Source organism: Citrobacter freundii complex sp. 2024EL-00216, from assembly GCF_043945515.1.
GTDB lineage: Bacteria > Pseudomonadota > Gammaproteobacteria > Enterobacterales > Enterobacteriaceae > Citrobacter > Citrobacter portucalensis.
Genome location: NZ_JBIMRA010000001.1, coordinates 279,994 through 298,464 on the forward strand (window position 1 = coordinate 279,994; position 18,471 = coordinate 298,464).

General features: G+C 52.3%; 20 protein-coding genes and 5 tRNA genes. 7 read left to right on the forward strand and 18 right to left on the reverse strand.

The genetic code is table 11. The features are described from left to right. Positions 1–28: 28 nt before the first annotated feature. From galE to gpmA, 5 genes are all read left to right on the forward strand, one after another. On the forward strand, positions 29–1,045 hold the full coding sequence (galE, locus tag ACHHZ7_RS01415) for a UDP-glucose 4-epimerase GalE (protein ID WP_003831462.1): 1,017 nt from the start codon (positions 29–31) through the stop codon (positions 1,043–1,045). Positions 1,046–1,054: 9 nt separating this feature from the next. Continuing rightward, entirely contained in the window at positions 1,055–2,101 is a 1,047-nt protein-coding gene (gene galT / locus ACHHZ7_RS01420; protein ID WP_032942745.1) for a galactose-1-phosphate uridylyltransferase, read from the forward strand. A 3-nt stretch (positions 2,102–2,104) separates the two neighbouring features. After that, a complete protein-coding gene (gene galK / locus ACHHZ7_RS01425) occupies positions 2,105–3,253 on the forward strand; it encodes a galactokinase (RefSeq protein WP_032942744.1) in 1,149 nt (382 codons plus the stop codon). Then, positions 3,247–4,287 (forward strand): galactose-1-epimerase, encoded by a 1,041-nt coding sequence (galM, locus tag ACHHZ7_RS01430; protein ID WP_060682557.1) that lies wholly within the window; start codon positions 3,247–3,249, stop codon positions 4,285–4,287. Before galK ends, galM begins: the two co-directional genes overlap by 7 nt. Before the next feature lie 232 nt (positions 4,288–4,519). After that, positions 4,520–5,272 carry a 2,3-diphosphoglycerate-dependent phosphoglycerate mutase gene (gene gpmA, locus ACHHZ7_RS01435; protein WP_003022999.1) on the forward strand — a complete coding sequence of 251 codons (753 nt, stop codon included), beginning with the start codon at positions 4,520–4,522 and terminating at the stop codon, positions 5,270–5,272. A gap of 108 nt (positions 5,273–5,380) precedes the next feature. Here gpmA and aroG read toward each other — a convergent pair whose 3' ends face one another. Then, complete coding sequence (aroG, locus tag ACHHZ7_RS01440; protein WP_003831449.1) at positions 5,381–6,433, reverse strand: 3-deoxy-7-phosphoheptulonate synthase AroG; 1,053 nt, start codon at positions 6,431–6,433, stop codon at positions 5,381–5,383. Positions 6,434–6,750: 317 nt separating this feature from the next. Between aroG and ACHHZ7_RS01445 the strand changes: the two genes are divergently transcribed. Together ACHHZ7_RS01445 and zitB are read left to right on the forward strand one after the other, a co-directional pair. After that, positions 6,751–7,125 carry a YbgS-like family protein gene (locus ACHHZ7_RS01445; RefSeq protein WP_003022994.1) on the forward strand — a complete coding sequence of 125 codons (375 nt, stop codon included), beginning with the start codon at positions 6,751–6,753 and terminating at the stop codon, positions 7,123–7,125. Positions 7,126–7,238: 113 nt separating this feature from the next. Then, positions 7,239–8,180 carry a CDF family zinc transporter ZitB gene (gene zitB, locus ACHHZ7_RS01450; protein WP_008784162.1) on the forward strand — a complete coding sequence of 314 codons (942 nt, stop codon included), beginning with the start codon at positions 7,239–7,241 and terminating at the stop codon, positions 8,178–8,180. Here the strand turns inward: zitB and pnuC are convergent. From pnuC to cydB, 17 genes are all read right to left on the reverse strand, one after another. Further along, positions 8,177–8,896: a nicotinamide riboside transporter PnuC gene (gene pnuC / locus ACHHZ7_RS01455; RefSeq protein WP_003831446.1), complete on the reverse strand. Its 720-nt coding sequence runs from the start codon at positions 8,894–8,896 to the stop codon at positions 8,177–8,179. The two genes, zitB and pnuC, sit on opposite strands and share 4 nt — an antisense overlap. 26 nt (positions 8,897–8,922) lie before the next feature. Next, entirely contained in the window at positions 8,923–9,966 is a 1,044-nt protein-coding gene (gene nadA / locus ACHHZ7_RS01460) for a quinolinate synthase NadA (RefSeq protein ID WP_003837113.1), read from the reverse strand. Between the two features lie 281 nt (positions 9,967–10,247). Then, positions 10,248–10,323: transfer RNA gene (locus tag ACHHZ7_RS01465), tRNA-Lys, on the reverse strand. A gap of 32 nt (positions 10,324–10,355) precedes the next feature. Then, positions 10,356–10,431: transfer RNA gene (locus ACHHZ7_RS01470), tRNA-Lys, on the reverse strand. 146 nt (positions 10,432–10,577) lie between these two features. Further along, a tRNA-Lys gene (locus ACHHZ7_RS01475) sits at positions 10,578–10,653 on the reverse strand. Between the two features lie 3 nt (positions 10,654–10,656). Then, positions 10,657–10,732 (reverse strand) — tRNA-Val (locus ACHHZ7_RS01480). A gap of 36 nt (positions 10,733–10,768) precedes the next feature. After that, positions 10,769–10,844: transfer RNA gene (locus ACHHZ7_RS01485), tRNA-Lys, on the reverse strand. Between the two features lie 165 nt (positions 10,845–11,009). After that, the gene (gene cpoB, locus ACHHZ7_RS01490; RefSeq protein ID WP_003831441.1) at positions 11,010–11,801 is read right to left on the reverse strand and encodes a cell division protein CpoB; all 792 of its coding nucleotides are present in this window, start codon (positions 11,799–11,801) and stop codon (positions 11,010–11,012) included. A gap of 9 nt (positions 11,802–11,810) precedes the next feature. Then, positions 11,811–12,329, reverse strand: coding sequence for a peptidoglycan-associated lipoprotein Pal (gene pal, locus ACHHZ7_RS01495; protein ID WP_003022983.1), 519 nt, complete (start codon positions 12,327–12,329; stop codon positions 11,811–11,813). A 34-nt stretch (positions 12,330–12,363) separates the two neighbouring features. Further along, positions 12,364–13,656 carry a Tol-Pal system beta propeller repeat protein TolB gene (tolB, locus tag ACHHZ7_RS01500; protein ID WP_003022981.1) on the reverse strand — a complete coding sequence of 431 codons (1,293 nt, stop codon included), beginning with the start codon at positions 13,654–13,656 and terminating at the stop codon, positions 12,364–12,366. Positions 13,657–13,784: 128 nt separating this feature from the next. Continuing rightward, entirely contained in the window at positions 13,785–15,041 is a 1,257-nt protein-coding gene (gene tolA, locus ACHHZ7_RS01505) for a cell envelope integrity protein TolA (protein WP_060682558.1), read from the reverse strand. Positions 15,042–15,105: 64 nt separating this feature from the next. Beyond that, on the reverse strand, positions 15,106–15,534 hold the full coding sequence (gene tolR, locus ACHHZ7_RS01510; protein WP_003022978.1) for a colicin uptake protein TolR: 429 nt from the start codon (positions 15,532–15,534) through the stop codon (positions 15,106–15,108). A gap of 3 nt (positions 15,535–15,537) precedes the next feature. Next, complete coding sequence (tolQ, locus tag ACHHZ7_RS01515; RefSeq protein WP_003022976.1) at positions 15,538–16,230, reverse strand: Tol-Pal system protein TolQ; 693 nt, start codon at positions 16,228–16,230, stop codon at positions 15,538–15,540. Next, entirely contained in the window at positions 16,227–16,631 is a 405-nt protein-coding gene (ybgC, locus tag ACHHZ7_RS01520) for a tol-pal system-associated acyl-CoA thioesterase (RefSeq protein ID WP_003831439.1), read from the reverse strand. Before ybgC ends, tolQ begins: the two co-directional genes overlap by 4 nt. Before the next feature lie 275 nt (positions 16,632–16,906). Continuing rightward, a complete protein-coding gene (ybgE, locus tag ACHHZ7_RS01525; RefSeq protein WP_003831434.1) occupies positions 16,907–17,200 on the reverse strand; it encodes a cyd operon protein YbgE in 294 nt (97 codons plus the stop codon). Continuing rightward, entirely contained in the window at positions 17,200–17,313 is a 114-nt protein-coding gene (cydX, locus tag ACHHZ7_RS01530) for a cytochrome bd-I oxidase subunit CydX (protein ID WP_003022970.1), read from the reverse strand. Before cydX ends, ybgE begins: the two co-directional genes overlap by 1 nt. Positions 17,314–17,327: 14 nt before the next feature. Continuing rightward, positions 17,328–18,467 (reverse strand): cytochrome d ubiquinol oxidase subunit II, encoded by a 1,140-nt coding sequence (gene cydB / locus ACHHZ7_RS01535; RefSeq protein WP_060682559.1) that lies wholly within the window; start codon positions 18,465–18,467, stop codon positions 17,328–17,330. Positions 18,468–18,471: the final 4 nt, after the last annotated feature.

An 18,471-nucleotide genomic window follows, 5' to 3' on the forward strand; every position in this document is an offset into this window, starting at 1 on the left:
GCATACCATAGGCTTAACGGAGCGAATTATGAGAGTATTGGTTACAGGTGGTAGCGGTTACATTGGAAGCCACACTTGCGTGCAGTTGCTGAAAAATGGTCACGAAGTGGTGATCCTGGACAATCTCTGCAACAGCAAGCGCAGCGTACTGCCCGTCATTGAGCGTTTAGGCGGCAAGCATCCGACCTTCGTGGAAGGAGACATCCGTAACGAAGCGCTGATAACCGAAATTCTGCACGATCATGCCATTGATACGGTCATCCATTTTGCCGGTTTAAAAGCCGTTGGAGAATCCGTTGCCAAGCCGCTGGAGTACTATGACAACAACGTCAACGGCACTCTGCGTCTGGTGAATGCAATGCGCGCTGCCAACGTGAAAAACTTCATTTTCAGCTCCTCCGCGACCGTCTATGGCGATCAGCCGCAAATTCCTTACGTTGAAAGCTTCCCCACCGGCACGCCGCAAAGTCCGTACGGCAAAAGCAAGCTGATGGTGGAACAGATCCTGACCGATCTGCAAAAAGCACAGCCCGACTGGAGCATTGCCCTGCTGCGCTACTTTAACCCGGTTGGCGCTCATCCATCGGGAGATATGGGGGAAGATCCGCAAGGTATTCCAAACAACCTGATGCCTTACATCGCGCAGGTTGCCGTTGGCCGTCGCGAATCTCTTGCCATATTTGGCAATGACTACCCTACTGAAGATGGCACCGGCGTACGCGACTACATCCACGTGATGGATCTCGCCGACGGCCATGTTGCTGCCATGGAAAAACTGGCGGGCAAACAGGGCGTACATATTTACAACCTCGGTGCAGGCATCGGCAGCAGCGTGCTGGACGTGGTCAACGCCTTCAGCAAAGCTTGCGGTAAACCGGTGAATTACCATTTCGCCCCGCGCCGTGATGGCGATCTTCCGGCCTACTGGGCTGACGCCAGCAAAGCCGATCGCGAGCTCAACTGGCGCGTGACCCGCACACTGGATGAAATGGCACAAGATACCTGGCACTGGCAGTCACGCCACCCGCAGGGATATTCGGATTAAGGACCAATCATGACGCAATTCAATCCTGTCGATCATCCACATCGCCGTTTTAACCCGCTCACCGGGCAGTGGATCCTCGTATCACCACATCGCGCCAAACGCCCGTGGCAAGGGGCGCAGGAAACTCCGTCTAAGCAGGTACTGCCTGCACATGACCCGGACTGCTTCCTGTGCGCTGGCAATACGCGCGTTACCGGCGACAAAAACCCGGATTACACCGGGACCTATGTCTTTACCAATGACTTTGCGGCGCTGATGTCCGATACCCCGGACGCGCCGGACAGTCACGATCCGTTAATGCGATGCCAGAGCGCGCGCGGTACCAGCCGTGTAATTTGCTTCTCGCCCGATCACAGCAAAACGCTGCCGGAACTCAGCGTCCCTGCGCTAACAGAAATTGTGAAAACGTGGCAGGAACAGACTGAAGACTTAGGCAAAACCTATCCCTGGGTGCAGGTATTTGAGAATAAAGGCGCAGCGATGGGGTGCTCAAACCCGCACCCACACGGACAAATTTGGGCCAACAGCTTTTTGCCTAACGAAGCCGAACGTGAAGATCGCCTGCAGAAAGCGTACTTCGCCGAACAAGGCGCGCCGATGCTCGTTGATTACGTCCAGCGTGAGCTGGCGGACGGCAGCCGTACGGTCGTTGAAACCGAGCACTGGCTGGCAGTTGTCCCTTACTGGGCCGCGTGGCCGTTCGAAACGCTGCTGCTGCCGAAAGCGCACGTGTTGCGAATTACCGATTTGACCGACGAACAGCGTGCTGACCTGGCGCTGGCGTTGAAAAAACTGACCAGTCGTTATGACAACCTGTTCCAGTGCTCATTCCCCTATTCTATGGGCTGGCACGGCGCACCGTTTAACGGTGAAGAAAACCAACACTGGCAGTTGCACGCACACTTTTACCCGCCGCTGCTGCGTTCCGCGACTGTGCGTAAATTTATGGTCGGTTATGAAATGCTGGCAGAAACCCAGCGCGACCTGACGGCAGAACAAGCGGCTGAACGACTGCGTGCGGTCAGCGACATCCATTTTCGCGAATCCGGAGTTTAAATAATGAGTCTGAAAGAAAAAACACAATCTCTGTTTGCTGAAACATTTGGCTACCCTGCCACCCATACTATTCAGGCACCGGGTCGTGTGAACCTGATCGGTGAACATACCGATTATAACGACGGCTTCGTTCTGCCCTGCGCTATCGACTATCAAACCGTTATCAGCTGTGCGGCACGCGACGATCGAAAAGTCCGTGTGATCGCCGCTGATTACGACAATCAGGTTGATGAGTTCTCGCTTGATGCGCCAATTATCGCTCATGACAGCCAGCAGTGGTCAAACTACGTGCGTGGCGTAGTGAAACATCTGCAAAAGCGCAATAACGCCTTTGGCGGTGCTGATCTGGTGATCAGCGGTAACGTCCCGCAGGGTGCGGGCTTAAGCTCTTCAGCCTCACTGGAAGTCGCTGTGGGTACGGTATTCCAGCAGCTCTATCATCTGCCGCTCGACGGCGCGCAGATTGCCCTGAATGGCCAGGAAGCTGAAAACCAGTTTGTCGGCTGTAACTGCGGCATTATGGATCAACTGATCTCGGCACTTGGTAAGAAAGATCATGCACTACTGATTGACTGCCGAACGCTGGGCACCAAAGCCGTTTCCATGCCTGAGGGCGTCGCGGTGGTGATCATCAACAGTAACTTTAAACGCACATTGGTCGGTAGCGAATACAACACCCGTCGCGAACAGTGTGAAACCGGCGCGCGTTTCTTCCAGCAGCCAGCGCTGCGTGATGTCAGCCTTGAAGCCTTCAACGCCGTCGCCCACGAACTGGATCCGATTGTCGCCAAACGCGTTCGCCACGTGATCACGGAAAATGCGCGTACCGTTGAAGCCGCACAGGCGCTGGAAAAAGGCGACCTGCTGCGCATGGGCCAGCTGATGGCGGAATCTCACGCCTCAATGCGCGATGACTTTGAAATTACCGTGCCGCAAATTGATACGCTGGTCGAGATTGTCAAAGCGACCATCGGCGATAAAGGCGGTGTCCGTATGACCGGCGGCGGCTTCGGCGGCTGCATCGTGGCGCTGATCCCGCAAGATTTGGTACCTGCCGTACAGCAGGCCGTCGCGGAACAATACGAAGCAAAAACCGGTATCAAAGAAACATTCTACGTCTGCAAACCTTCACAAGGAGCAGGACAATGTTAAGCGAAATCCCTGTGCAGGCTCCGGACGGTCAGCCGTTTCGCCTGCTCACCCTGCGCAATGACGCAGGGATGGTCGTCACGCTCATGGACTGGGGCGCGACGCTGCTCTCTGCGCGTATTCCGCTTAGCGATGGTAGCGTGCGTGAAGCATTGCTCGGGTGCGCCAGTCCGGAACAATACCCGGAGCAGGCTGCGTTTCTGGGCGCTTCAATTGGTCGCTACGCTAACCGTATCGCCAACAGCCGCTATACCTTTGCCGGCGAAACCGTTGAGTTGGTACCAAGTCAGGGCAACAACCAGCTGCACGGCGGGCCAGACGGTTTCGACAAACGTCGCTGGCAGATAGTCAATCAGAATGACCGTCAGGTGCTGTTCGCCTTAACATCTGACGATGGCGATCAGGGTTTCCCTGGCCATCTATGCGCCACCGCGCAGTATCGCCTGACTGACGATAATCGTATTTCGATAACCTACCGTGCCACGGTTGATAAGCCCTGCCCGGTAAATTTGACGAATCATGTCTATTTTAATCTAGACGGTGACAAAACAGATGTGCGCCAGCACAAGCTGCAAATTCTGGCGGACGAGTATTTACCCGTAGACGAAATGGGCATCCCGCATGACGGGCTGAAATCCGTCGCTGGTAGCACTTTCGATTTCCGCACGCCTAAAATCATCAGCAGTGAATTTCTTGCCGATGACGATCAGCGCAAGGTGAAAGGTTACGATCACGCCTTCCTGCTTCAGGCACAGGGCAATGCGCGTACACCGGTCGCTCGACTGTGGTCCCAAGATGAAAAACTGCAGATGGTGGTATACACCTCCGCCCCGGCATTGCAGTTTTACTCCGGCAACTTCCTCGGCGGTACACCATCTCGCGGACCAGACGCCTACGAAGACTGGCAAGGTCTGGCGCTGGAAAGTGAGTTTCTCCCGGACAGCCCAAACCATCCAGAGTGGCAGCAGCCGGACTGCTTCTTACGCCCGGGTGAAGAGTATGCCAGCGTGACGGAATATCAGTTTATTCCAGTCTGATCCTTTCCCCTCACAGGCCCGATGACGTAACGTAGCGGGCCTGTTATTTGTTTATCACAGTAGAACCGCTCAAATCCCCACCACTCAAAGACAAAATCGCAACCTTGAATTCACAAGAACCTTACACTGTGGCGCTATTTTCGCTATGGTTATGCGTAAGCATTGCCGCTGACGCTTTACGGCAATATAATGAGAATTATTATCATTCAATATGATTTATAGGAGTGAGTGTATGGCTGTAACTAAGCTGGTTCTGGTACGTCACGGTGAAAGTCAGTGGAACAACGAAAACCGTTTTACCGGTTGGTATGACGTTGATCTGTCAGAGAAAGGCGTGGGCGAAGCAAAAGCGGCAGGTAAACTGCTGAAAGAAGAAGGCTACAGCTTCGATTTTGCTTATACCTCTGTGCTGAAACGTGCCATCCACACCCTGTGGAACGTACTGGACGAACTGGATCAGGCCTGGCTGCCGGTTGAAAAATCCTGGAAACTGAACGAACGTCATTACGGCGCGCTGCAGGGTCTGAACAAAGCTGAAACCGCTGAAAAATACGGTGACGAGCAGGTTAAGCAATGGCGTCGCGGCTTTGCGGTAACGCCACCGGAACTGACCAAAGATGACGAGCGTTATCCGGGTCACGATCCGCGCTATGCGAAGTTGACCGACAAAGAGTTACCGGTTACCGAAAGCCTGGCGCTGACCATCGATCGCGTTATCCCCTACTGGAACGAAACCATTCTGCCGCGCATGAAAAGCGGTGAGCGCGTAATTATCGCCGCTCACGGTAACTCTCTGCGTGCGCTGGTTAAATACCTGGATAACATGGGCGAAGATGAGATCCTTGAACTGAACATCCCAACCGGCGTACCGCTGGTATATGAGTTCGACGAAAACTTCAAACCAATCAAACACTACTATCTGGGTAACGCTGACGAGATCGCAGCAAAAGCGGCAGCCGTTGCGAACCAGGGTAAAGCGAAGTAATTTTCATCCCGGGTCAAACGAAAAAAGCGTGGAATGCTCCACGCTTTTTTATTGTCGGATGACGGCGTTGCCTTATCCGGCCTAACGAGCGTAGCCCGGATGAATTTTTTAACCGCGGCGCGCTTTTACTGCATCCGCCAGCTGGCGCAACACCGCATCGGTATCTTCCCAGCCAATGCAGGCGTCGGTGATGCTCTTACCGTAAGTCAGCGGCTCACCGCTATCCGGGTTCTGATTACCTTCTACCAGATGGCTTTCGATCATCACGCCAATAATTGCTTTTTCGCCCCCAGCAACTTGTCCGCAAACATCTTTCGCGACATCCATCTGCTTTTTGAACTGCTTGCTGGAGTTGGCATGGCTAAAGTCGATCATCACCTGCGCTGAAAGCCCTGCTTTGATCAGACCTTCTTTCACGTCGGCAACGTGCTGAGCACTGTAGTTCGGCTCTTTGCCGCCACGCAAAATAATATGGCAATCGCCATTACCACTGGTATTTACGATCGCCGAATGACCCCATTTGGTCACAGACAGGAAGCAGTGCGGCGCTCCTGCGGCGTTAATCGCATCGATCGCTACTTTTATCGTGCCATCAGTACCGTTTTTAAAGCCAACCGGGCAGGACAGACCAGACGCCAATTCGCGATGCACCTGAGATTCTGTGGTACGTGCCCCAATCGCGCCCCAGCTCATCAGGTCGGCGAGGTATTGCGGCGTAATCATATCGAGGAATTCACCCGCTGCAGGCAATCCGCTGTCATTGATATCCAGCAGCAGTTTACGCGCAATGCGCAGCCCATCGTTGATCTGGAAGCTGTTGTCCATGTGCGGATCGTTGATAAGCCCTTTCCAGCCTACGGTAGTTCGCGGTTTTTCAAAATAGACGCGCATAACGATTTCAAGCTCGCCTTTTAACTCTTCACGCAGTGCCAGCAGGCGAGCGGCATACTCTTTGGCGGCTGCCGGATCATGAATAGAGCAAGGCCCAATCACTACCAGCAGGCGATCGTCACTCCCTTTCAGGATTTTATGAATCGCCTTACGGGCATGAGCCACCGTGTTTGCGGCATTTTCAGTAGCGGGGAATTTTTCCAACAATGCGACTGGCGGTAATAACTCGTTGATCTCTTTAATGCGTAAATCGTCGTTCTGATAATTCATGATTATTCCAGCGTTGCCATACTTATATAAATGAATGCAATCCCTCCAATCTATATCTTCAGTCATAAAGTGTAAACGGGGTTTTACACTTTGGACGGATTAATCCTGGAATTGGCAAAAAAAACGCAATAAAGTAGCGAAAAACGAGATCCAACCTACAATTTATAACTGTAACAGCTTTAATTTTCATAAATTTCAAGATTCTATGCTGGGTTTAATTTCTCTGGCAAAACTATTAACCACATATTGATGATGTAACTGGCACATGCACTGTTGGAAGACGTTATCCGACATATCGACCATAACAGGAGCATATTATGCATATGACAAAGCTGGCTTCACTCTTTCTTACCGCTACACTCAGCCTCGCCAGCGGCGCGGCGCTGGCAGCTGAAACCAATACGCAGTCCAATAACGGCCAGGCAAATTCCTCGGCGGATGCCGGTCAGGTCGCCCCAGACGCACGCGAAAACGTGGCACCAAATAATGTCGACAACAGTAACGTGAATTCGGGTGGCACAATGCTGCATCCGAACGGTTCATCAATGAACCATGAAGGGATGACCAAAGATGAGATGCACAAAAACACCATGTGTAAGGACGGTCGCTGCCCTGATGTGAATAAGAAGGTTGAGACCGGAAACGGCATTAACAATGATGCTGAGACAAAAACTGATGGCACTACGCAGTAACGCTGAAAATAAAGCTAATAATGGGAGAGCAATAGCTCTCCTTTTTAATTTTATCATCCCAAAAACGGTATGATGGCATACAGTAAAGATGAGAATAACAAAGGGATGGCATAATGGCGCACTCGCATACTCATACTTCTTCTGAGCAACCCAAGGACAATAATGCCCGCCGCTTGATGATTGCATTCTGCATTACAGCCGGATTTATGTTGGTTGAGGTGGTGGGTGGAATACTTTCAGGTTCACTGGCCTTGTTGGCCGATGCCGGGCATATGCTCACTGATGCCGCAGCGCTCCTTTTTGCGCTACTGGCCGTCCGGTTTTCCCATCGCCCGCCCACAATACGGCATACCTTCGGCTGGCTGAGGCTCACGACACTGGCCGCGTTTGTTAATGCCATCGCATTGGTCGTGATCACCATTTTAATCGTCTGGGAAGCCATTGAGCGCTTCCATACGCCCCGCCCCGTGGCTGGTGGCATGATGATGGTTATAGCTGTCGCGGGTTTACTGGCTAACGTACTGGCTTTTTGGGTTCTACACCGCGGCAGTGAGGAGAAAAACCTGAACGTCCGCGCCGCGGCACTACATGTGATGGGCGATTTACTCGGCTCGGTCGGGGCGATCATCGCTGCGCTGATTATTATCTGGACGGGCTGGACGCCTGCGGACCCGATTCTCTCGATTCTGGTTTCCGTGCTGGTACTGCGTAGCGCCTGGCGACTGTTAAAGGATAGCGTTAATGAATTACTGGAAGGCGCCCCGCTGACGCTGGATATCGCCGCACTACAGCGCCATCTCAGCCGGGATATCCCCGAAGTCCGCAATGTGCACCATGTCCATGTCTGGATGGTGGGTGAAAAACCGGTAATGACGCTGCATGTGCAGGTGGTCCCGCCGCACGATCACGACGCGCTGCTGGAGCGTATTCAGCATTTCCTTATCCATCACTACCAGATTGAACACGCCACGATCCAGATGGAGTATCAGCCGTGTAATGGGCCGGACTGCCACCTGTATCAGGGGGTATCCGGCCATTCACACCATCACCATTAATGGGACAGCGCGTGGGAACCCCGCTCGCGCGCGCTGTTAATCCACATCCTGCTACCGTTCAGGGCGATAACCGTCAGGATCACATATTCCAGCGACATGGCATATACGCCTTGCAGGGCGAAAATCACTACGCTTATTACGTTAATGATCACCCACAGCAGCCAGTTTTCAACGTACTTACGCGTCATCAGGATCATCGCCGCAATCGACAACACCATCATGCAGGAGTCCCAGAACGGGAATGCATCGGGTTGCAACTCAGGCACAACAACCTGCAATCCTAATGCCTGCATAATGTTCACCGCAATGCGGGTCAGGAACGCAAAGACCGGATCGATATAGACCGACATCAGGCCGATCGCCACCACGCAAGCCGCCAGCCAGCCGATCGCTTTTGGTAACGGCAACCAGCGAATTTTCAGCTCCGCTTCATGCTGGTTGGTTTGCCTGGACCAGGCATACCAGCCGTAGATGTTGGCGGCAAAGAAGAAAACTTGCAGCAACAGGCTTGCATAGAGCTGGATCTGAAAGAAGATAATCGCAAACAGCGTGACGTTTATCAGGCCGAAGAAGTAATTGCTGATTTTCTCAAGGCTTGCCAGGCCAATACACAGCAACCCGGCGATCGTCCCCACAGCTTCGATCCACGACAGATCGTAACCGCCAGCGCCAATCGGAATATGTACCAGAATGTTCTGCGTGCTAAAAAAGTCCATCTTTTCCCCCAGAGCAAAAAAATTAATTAAGCTCGAAGTGTAGCCGCAAATTCCAACATGCGGTTTAACGGCAACAACGCCCCTTCTCGCAGCGCAGCATCAACATGTATCTCATGAGCCGCTCCGCCTTGTTCCAGGCCCTCAGCAATCGCCTTGAGGCCGTTCATCGCCATCCACGGACAATGCGCACAGCTGCGGCAGGTTGCCCCCTCACCAGCCGTCGGCGCTTCAAGCAATTCTTTATCCGGAACGGCCTGCTGCATTTTGTAAAATATGCCCCGGTCAGTCGCCACAATCAGCTGTTGATGCGGTAACGATTTAGCTGCGTTGATTAACTGGCTGGTTGAGCCAACCGCATCGGCCATATCAACGATAGACTGAGGGGACTCCGGGTGCACCAACACCGCTGCATCAGGGTAAAGCCCCTTCATGCGTGTTAAAGCCTGAGTTTTAAATTCGTCGTGGACGATACAGGCCCCCTGCCAACAAAGAACGTCTGCACCGGTCTGTTTTTGTACGTAGTTGCCCAGATGTCTGTCCGGAGCCCAGATGATTTTTTCACCTAAACTATCAAGATGCTCAATAAGTTCTACCGCGATACTGGATGTGACGACCCAGTCCGCACGTGCTTTAACGGCGGCTGAGGTATTGGCGTAAACCACTACGGTACGATCGGGGTGCGCATCACAAAACGCGCTGAACGCATCAATCGGACAGCCCAGATCTAATGAGCATTCCGCCTGTAGGGTCGGCATCAGGATGGTCTTTTCCGGGCTGAGAATTTTGGCGGTTTCCCCCATAAACCTCACGCCTGCAACTAACAGCGTAGAGGCAGAATGTTTTGAGCCGAAACGCGCCATCTCCAGAGAATCAGAAATACAACCACCGGTCTCTTCGGCCAACTGCTGAATTTCAGGATCGGTGTAATAGTGCGCGACCATAACGGCATCACGCTCTTTCAGCAGGCGCTTGATTTTTTCACGATAAAATTGCTTTTCATCCACACTCAGCGGGGCTGGCTTCGGCGGAAACGGATAAATTGCTGCTTCTGGATCAAACATCACGCTCATCTTGCTTTCTCGTTTTACTGGCTTAACGAAATAACCGATTAAAAGCGTGACTCACGCCGTATTCGGTTAGATTTGTTTTATATGCTAAACAAGATAGCGGATTGGCGTAAGAAAGTCACAATAATTGCGTGTGAGGAATGCCGGAAGGCGACTGACGTCTTATCCGGCCTACGTGAATAGTGTCGTCTGTAGGACTGATAAGCGAAGCGCATCAGGCAAGCAGCTTCGAATCTTATAAATCGCAGATAGCAAAAAGGCGCCTTTAGGGCGCCTTTTTACACTGGTGGGGCGTGCAGGATTCGAACCTGCGACCAATTGATTAAAAGTCAACTGCTCTACCAACTGAGCTAACGCCCCCGTATGGGGTTTACTTCTTTATACTTTCAGGATGGTGGGTCGTGCAGGATTCGAACCTGCGACCAATTGATTAAAAGTCAACTGCTCTACCAACTGAGCTAACGACCCGCTCGGGTATAACCTGAAAATTTTTACTCGGTGCCACCAATAAATTGGTGGGGCGTGCAGGATGACTCGACTTCGTCTCGCCCTAACGGGCCGTTGCTAAAGCAACGTTATCCTTCACGTTTAACATCTGAGTACGATGTTAAAGTTGGTGGGGCGTGCAGGATTCGAACCTGCGACCAATTGATTAAAAGTCAACTGCTCTACCAACTGAGCTAACGCCCCGAGTGGTGGGTGATGACGGGATCGAACCGCCGACCCCCTCCTTGTAAGGGAGGTGCTCTCCCAGCTGAGCTAATCACCCGATACTGCGCTGGATACTACTTACTAACTAAGTTAGTGGTGGGTCGTGCAGGATTCGAACCTGCGACCAATTGATTAAAAGTCAACTGCTCTACCAACTGAGCTAACGACCCACTTTTTTTGCCGCTTTCGGGCTGTTTGATATCCCTTGGCAACGGCGGCATATATTACTGATTTCAGATTTTAGCGCAACAAAAATTTCGATGTAAATAACTCAACTGCTTAGGAATCACACGACGCGACCAGAATTAACACGATTTCTGGTCGCATGGTGTTCATTACATCGCGCCAAGGCGTTTTTGCGCTTGTTTCGCGCCATCAGTGCCAGGGTATTTAGTGATAACCTGCTGATAAACGGCTTTCGCTTTCTCTTTATCACCTTTGTCCTGCATGATGACGCCGACTTTATACATCGCGTCTGCAGCCTTTGGTGATTTCGGGAAGTTTTTGACTACTGAAGCAAAATAGAACGCTGCATCATCTTTTTTCCCCTTGTTGTAATTCAACTGACCCAGCCAGTAATTCGCATTTGGCAGGTAAGTTGAGTCTGGGTACTTTTTAATGAAGTTCTGAAATGCTTCAATCGCGTCATCCTGGCGGGATTTATCCTGCACCAGAGCAATGGCCGCATTGTAATCGGTATTCGCATCGCCAGTTTGTACCGGAGCACCTGACGCTGCCGCTGCACCCGCATCAGGTGCAGGGGTTGCTGCTGCCCCACTCTGATCGCCGCCCGCAGATTGCGCCGCAGGTGCACTACCGCTACCAAGATTATTCATCTGCAGCAATATCTGCTTCTGGCGTTCAACAACCTGATTCAGTTGATACTGATTTTCCTGAATTTGACCGCGCAGGGAATCAATATCGGACTGATTATCGGAGAGTTGTTGCTGGAGTTGGGTTAAAAGCTGACTGTGAGCGTTAGAAATACGCTCGAGTTGAGTGACACGGTCTTCGACCGAGCCAGAGCCGACACTACTGATTGGCGCCTGTGCAAAAGCGGCCCAGGGGGCCGCTATGCCAACCAGTAACGACAGACTCAACAGATGATGTCTGAAGTTACTGCTCATGCAATTCTCTTAGTAAACCAGTACGGCGCGACGGTTTTTGGCGTAAGCCGCTTCGTCATGACCCAGTACTGCAGGTTTTTCTTTACCGTAAGAAACGATGGAGATCTGGTCAGCAGAAACGCCTTTACCCTGCAGGTACATCTTAACGGCGTTCGCACGACGCTCACCCAGGGAGATGTTGTACTCAGGAGTACCACGTTCGTCCGCATGACCTTCTACGGTGACTTTGTAAGACGGGTTGCTACGCAGGAAGTTAGCGTGAGCATCCAGCATTGCAGCGAAGTCAGAACGGATATCGTACTTGTCCAGATCGAAGTAAACGATGTTGTTCTGCTGCAGCTGTTGCATCTGAAGACGCGCTTGCTCTTCAGAAGACATGTTGCCGCTGCCGTTTGCATCCATACCAGTGCCGGCACCCAGCATGCCTTCGCTGCCGTCATTGCTGGCGTTCTTGTTAGAAGAACACGCTGCAATAGCCATAACAGGCAGAGCAATCATCAGCCCTTTCAGCACTTTGTTCAGTTGCATTTCAATGATTCCTTTATTAATCAATTATTTATTATCACAGATACGGCGACCAGGCAGGGAATTTAACCTGTCCATCAGTTGCCGGAAGACGCGCTTTGAAACGCCCATCTGTAGAAACCAAATTCAGCACGGATCCCATCCCCTGAGAAGAGCTGTAGATTACCATAGTGCCGTTAGGTGCCAGACTTGGCGTTTCGTCCAGGAACGTTGACGACAGAACTTGTACGCCACCCGCTACCAGATCTTGTTTGGCAATGTGTTGCTGACCGTTGGCCGAGCTTACCATTACCATAAATTTACCGTCGCTGCTCACATCCGCATCCTGGTTTTGCGAACCTTCCCAGGTAATGCGCTGCGGAGCACCGCCGTTGACGTTAACTTTATATACCTGCGGACGACCGGCCTGGTCAGACGTAAAGGCCAGGTTTTGGCTGTCCGGGAACCAGGTAGGTTCCGTGTTGTTGCTACGACCATCCGTCACCTGACGGATCTGACCGGAACCAATGTCCATGACATACAGGTTCAGGCTACCGGTTTTAGACAGGGCAAACGCCAGTTTGCTGCCATCCGGAGAAAACGCAGGCGCACCGTTGTGACGTGGGAACGAGGCTACCTGACGAACCGCGCCGTTAGACAGTGTCTGAATAACCAGTGCAGAACGACCGCTTTCGAAGGTAACGTACGCCAGTTTTGAACCGTCCGGGGACCACGCCGGAGACATCAGCGGCTGCGGAGAACGGTGTACCACGAACTGGTTGTAACCATCGTAGTCGGACACACGTAATTCGTACGGGAACTGACCACCGTTGGTCTGAACAACATAAGCGATACGGGTACGGAATGCACCTTTAATGCCGGTCAGTTTTTCAAACACTTCGTCACTTGCAGTATGGCCCGCGTAACGCAGCCACTGCTTGTTCACTTTATAGGTGTTCTGTGCCAGTACGGTACCCGGTGCGCCACCGGTGTCAACCAGCTGATAGGCAACGCTGTAAGAACCATCCGGGTTCGGCGTAACCTGGCCGACGACTACGGCATCAATGCCCAGCGCAGACCACGCGGCAGGTTGAACTTCCTGCGCGGTACCGGGCTGCTGAGGCAGACGAGAACGGTCTAACGGGTTAAATTTACCGCTGTTACGCAGGTCAGCACCTACGATACCACCGATATCTTCAGGTGCAGCACCCGGTCCTGCCCACTGGAAGGGGACAACACCAATCGGGCGCGCCGAGTCCACCCCCTGGGTGATCTCGATACGTACTTCTGCGTGCAGCACCGCTGCCCACAGCATCAGAAAACCAAATGCTACTCGTAATGCCTGCTTCATCATATCTCCCTTATCTGGACGGAAAGCCCACGATAATTTAGCAGAATGTTAACAAACTCAAATACACAAAACTACCAGAACTCTGTCTCAACCTTAGACCGTTTCCCCTGATTTCTCAGGGGTCGTTATTACAGTTTGAAGTCCAGTTTGGCATCTTTTACTTTTTCATAAACTGCCTGGCTAGGCGGTTTAGGAATTCTGGCGGTTTTCGCAGCCGTCAGCGCAGCCTGACACAATGCCGGATCCCCGCCCTCTTCGGTCACATCCAGTAACAGACCATCGGGTGCTAACTTGATATGTAATACGCAAGATTTACCTGCATACAAATCTGCACCATACAGACGGCTCTGGATCGCATTGCGAATTTGAGATGCGTAAGCACTGATATCAGCGCCAGATGCACCGCCATTGGCACCACTTGTACCACTATCTTTCGCCGGTTGGCCGTTTCCTTTCGCTCCACCGCCCGATTTCGGTGCATTCTTACCGGAGCTCAGGTCACCCAACAAGTCGTCAACGCCAGAGGCTGCAGCGGCTTTTTCGGCCGCAGCCTTTTTAGCAGCAGCTGCTTTATCTGCCGCAGCTTTCTTATCGGCAGCGGCTTTCTCAGCTGCAGCTTTTTTGTCTGCTGCTGCTTTTTCTGCAGCGGCTTTCTTATCAGCCGCCGCTTTTTCAGCAGCGGCAGCTTTCGCGGCAGCGGCTTTTTCTGCTTTCTCAGCAGCAGCTTTCTCGGCTGCTGCTTGCTTAGCGGCCTCAGCCTGTGCTTTCTTCGCAGCGTCCGCAGCTGCCTTAGCAGCTTGTGCTTCTGCAGCTTTCTTCGCATCAGCGGCGGCTTTAGCGGCTTCAGCCTCAGCTTTTTTCTGTGCGTCTGCAGCGGCTTTCTTCGCGGCATCTGCCGCTTGCTTAGCCTGGACATCAGCTTTAGCCTTCGCGTCTGCAGCAGCCTTCGCCGCAGCCTCTTCAGCCTGTTTCTGTTGCTCTTGCGCTTTCGCTGCGGCGGCTTCAGCTTGCTTCTGCTGTTCCGCCTGTTCGCGCACTTTTTCCTGCGCGGCTAAACGTTCTTTTTCCAGCTGCTTCAGTCGCTCTTGCTCAGCTGCCTGCTTCTCGCGAAGTTCTTCAGCTTGCTGCTGCGCCTGCTTTTCACGCTGCTCTTCAGCACGTTTCGCACTTGCCTGCTGTTGCTGCTGCCTGTCGTACTGTTGCACAACGGCGCCAGGATCGACCATAACGGCGTCGATGGACGAACCTCCACCGCCGCCGGCTGAAGCATCAATGTGCTCATCGAACGAACTCCAGATCAGCGCTGCAAATAAAATGACATGCAGCACCGCTGAAATAATTATCGCCCTTTTGAGCTTGTCGTTTTGTTCGGTTGCCTTTGACACTCTCGGTTCCCAAAAAACTGTTCGCCTGTTACGTGCTCTCTTTCAAGCCAGCAAAACGCAGTCATCAGATTGGCTGCGTCATCAAGCCAACCGATTTTACGCCTGCACTGTGTAACAAGTTCAGCGCTTTAATTATTTCATCATAAGGCACGTCTTTCGCACCACCGATTAAAAAGACCGTTTTCGGATTGGTCTGCAGGCGGCTTTTCGCTTCCGCAATAACCTGCTCCGGTGGTAGTTGATCCATACGATCTTTCTCAACCACCACGCTGTATTGCCCAATACCGGAAACTTCAATAATGACCGGGGGTTCGTCGTTACTGCTGACGGCTTGCGACTCGGTCGCATCCGGCAGGTCGACTTCCACACTCTGCGTAATGATCGGTGCGGTTGCCATAAAGATCAGCAACAGCACCAGCAGTACGTCGAGCAGCGGTACAATATTGATTTCGGACTTGAGTTCGCGACGACCTCGTCCACGCGTTCTGGCCATGGCTTACCCCTTGTTGCTCTCGCTAACGGTAAACGCCTGGCGGTGCAGAATCGCGGTGAACTCTTCCATAAAGTTGTCGTAATTCAGTTCCAGTTTGTTCACGCGCTGGTTCAGACGGTTGTAGGCCATAACCGCCGGGATTGCCGCAAACAGACCGATAGCCGTTGCAATCAACGCTTCTGCGATACCCGGTGCGACCATTTGCAACGTCGCCTGTTTTACCGCGCCCAGCGCGATAAATGCGTGCATGATCCCCCAAACGGTACCGAACAGACCGATATACGGGCTGATGGAGCCAACGGTGCCGAGGAATGGAATATGCGTTTCCAGCGTTTCCAGTTCACGGTTCATCGAGATACGCATCGCACGGGAAGCCCCCTCAACGACCGCTTCCGGCGCGTGGCTATTTGCTCGATGCAAACGCGCAAATTCCTTGAATCCGCTATAGAAAATTTGTTCCGAGCCCGCCAAATTATCACGACGCCCCTGGCTTTCCTGGTACAGGCGCGACAATTCAATGCCGGACCAGAACTTGTCTTCAAATGCTTCGGCTTCACGTGAAGCAGCATTAAGAATACGGGTCCGTTGGATGATGATGGCCCAGGATGCGATTGAGAAACCAATCAAAATCAACATGATAAGTTTAACCAGAAGGCTTGCCTTCAGGAACAAATCAAGGATATTCATGTCAGTCACTGCTTAAACTCCGCGACAATAGACTTGGGAAGCGCACGAGGCTTCATTTTGAGTGGATCAACGCAAACAATCAGAACTTCGGCTTCATTCAGCACGGTGTTCTCTGCGTTGACAATGCGTTGCGTGAAAACCAATGAGGTGCCACGCATTGACGTAATTTCGGTTTGAACTTCGAGCATATCGTCGAGCCGGGCAGGCGCAAAATACTCGAGGGTCATCTTGCGCACCACAAAGGCTACACGTTCGGCCAACAGGACCTGCTGACTGAAGTGATGATGACGAAGCATTTCTGTGCGTGCTCTTTCATAAAAAGCGACGTAACTGGCGTGGTAAACCACCCCACCGGCATCGGTATCTTCATAATAGACACGAACCGGCCATCGAAACATATACTTATTCATTCCTACTGCCTCTTTGTTGGCTTCGCCCACTCGCACCAGTTACTTACCTTTGTAAGCGTCTGGTGATTCGCGTTCTTGCCGCCGCGATGCATCAAGAATGTCGTTGTATATCGCGCTGTCTTCACTGTACATCCCGGTAATGCAACAAAAGGTTAGTGCTTTCAAACTTCGCTACTATACGCGCGGGAATGGTGCTTTGGAATGGGGGAAAGTAAACGGAGAGTAAAAAATTATGGGCTTATGCAAGCCCATAAATATTTAAGGATGTTTCTTATTCAAAAGAAGAAGAAAATCAGACCAACAACGAGGACAATATCCGCGATCAGCGGGCAGAAGATGCCCTGCCAATGTACGGCGCGAGGACGGAAGCCAACGCCGTGAATAATGCCTGCGCAGACCGCCCACATCAGCAGGAAACCATGCCAGATTTCAAGCTCACTGGTTTTGGCCGCAAAACGTGACGGATCCCAGAATATGCAGCCAGCCAACACGATTGCCAGCACAAATGAAAGCGCCCGCAAGGGGCGCTTGTCCATCGCGTTGTATACCATCGCGATAATGTTGGTCATTAGCTATCTTCTTGCCCGGCTTTGCCTGATTCAACGTGCTCAAGCGCCAGCGCTGTGATTATCCCAAATGCACAGGCAAGAAGCGTTCCCAAAATCCATGCGAAATACCACATTTTAAGCTCCTTACTTAGTACAGAGAGTGGGTGTTGCTTTCAATATCTTCTTTAGTGATGCGACCGAACATCTTCCAGTAACACCAGCTGGTGTACAGCAGAATAATCGGTACAAACACCGCCGCGACCCAGGTCATCAGATTCAATGTACGCTGGCTGGAGGTGGCATCCCACATGGTCAAACTTGCGTTCATCATGGTGCTGGATGGCATCACAAACGGGAACATTGCGATACCGGCAGTCAGGATGATGCAGGCTAACGTCAGTGAGGAGAAGACGAACGCCCATGCCCCTTTCTCCATGCGAGAAGTCAGGATGGTCAACAGCGGCAGAACCACGCCCAGAGCAGGAACCAACCACAGGATAGGTGCATTGTTAAAGTTCACCATCCATGCGCCAGCCACACGAGCCACTTCTTTGGTCAGCGGGTTAGAGGCGGCATGATGATCCAGTGCAGAGGTCACAACATAACCGTCAATACCGTAAATTACCCACACACCGGCCAGCGCGAAGCAGACCAGAGTCACCAGCGCCGCAGCCTGTGAAGTTGCACGAGCACGCAGATGCAGTTCACCTACCGTACGCATCTGCAGATAGGTCGCACCCTGGGTGATGATCATCCCAACGCTCACGACACCTGCCAGCAGACCAAACGGATTCAGCAACTGGAAGAAGTTACCGGTGTAGTACAAACGCATGTAGTCATCTACGTGGAACGGAACCCCTTGCAGCAGGTTACCGAACGCCACGCCAATCACCAGCGGTGGCACGAAGCTACCAATGAAGATGCCCCAGTCCCACATGTTGCGCCAGCGCATATCTTCAATCTTAGAGCGGTAGTCAAAACCGACCGGACGGAAGAACAAGGACGCCAGAACCAAAATCATCGCCACATAGAAACCGGAGAACGCAGCGGCATACACCATCGGCCAGGCAGCGAACAGTGCGCCCCCCGCGGTGATGAGCCAAACCTGGTTACCGTCCCAGTGCGGGGCGATGGAGTTAATCATAATTCGACGCTCGGTATCATTACGACCGAGGAAACGGGTGAGCATGCCCACCCCCATGTCGAATCCATCAGTGACTGCAAAACCAATCAGCAGAATGCCAACCAGCAGCCACCAGATAAAACGCAATACTTCATAATCGATCATTTGA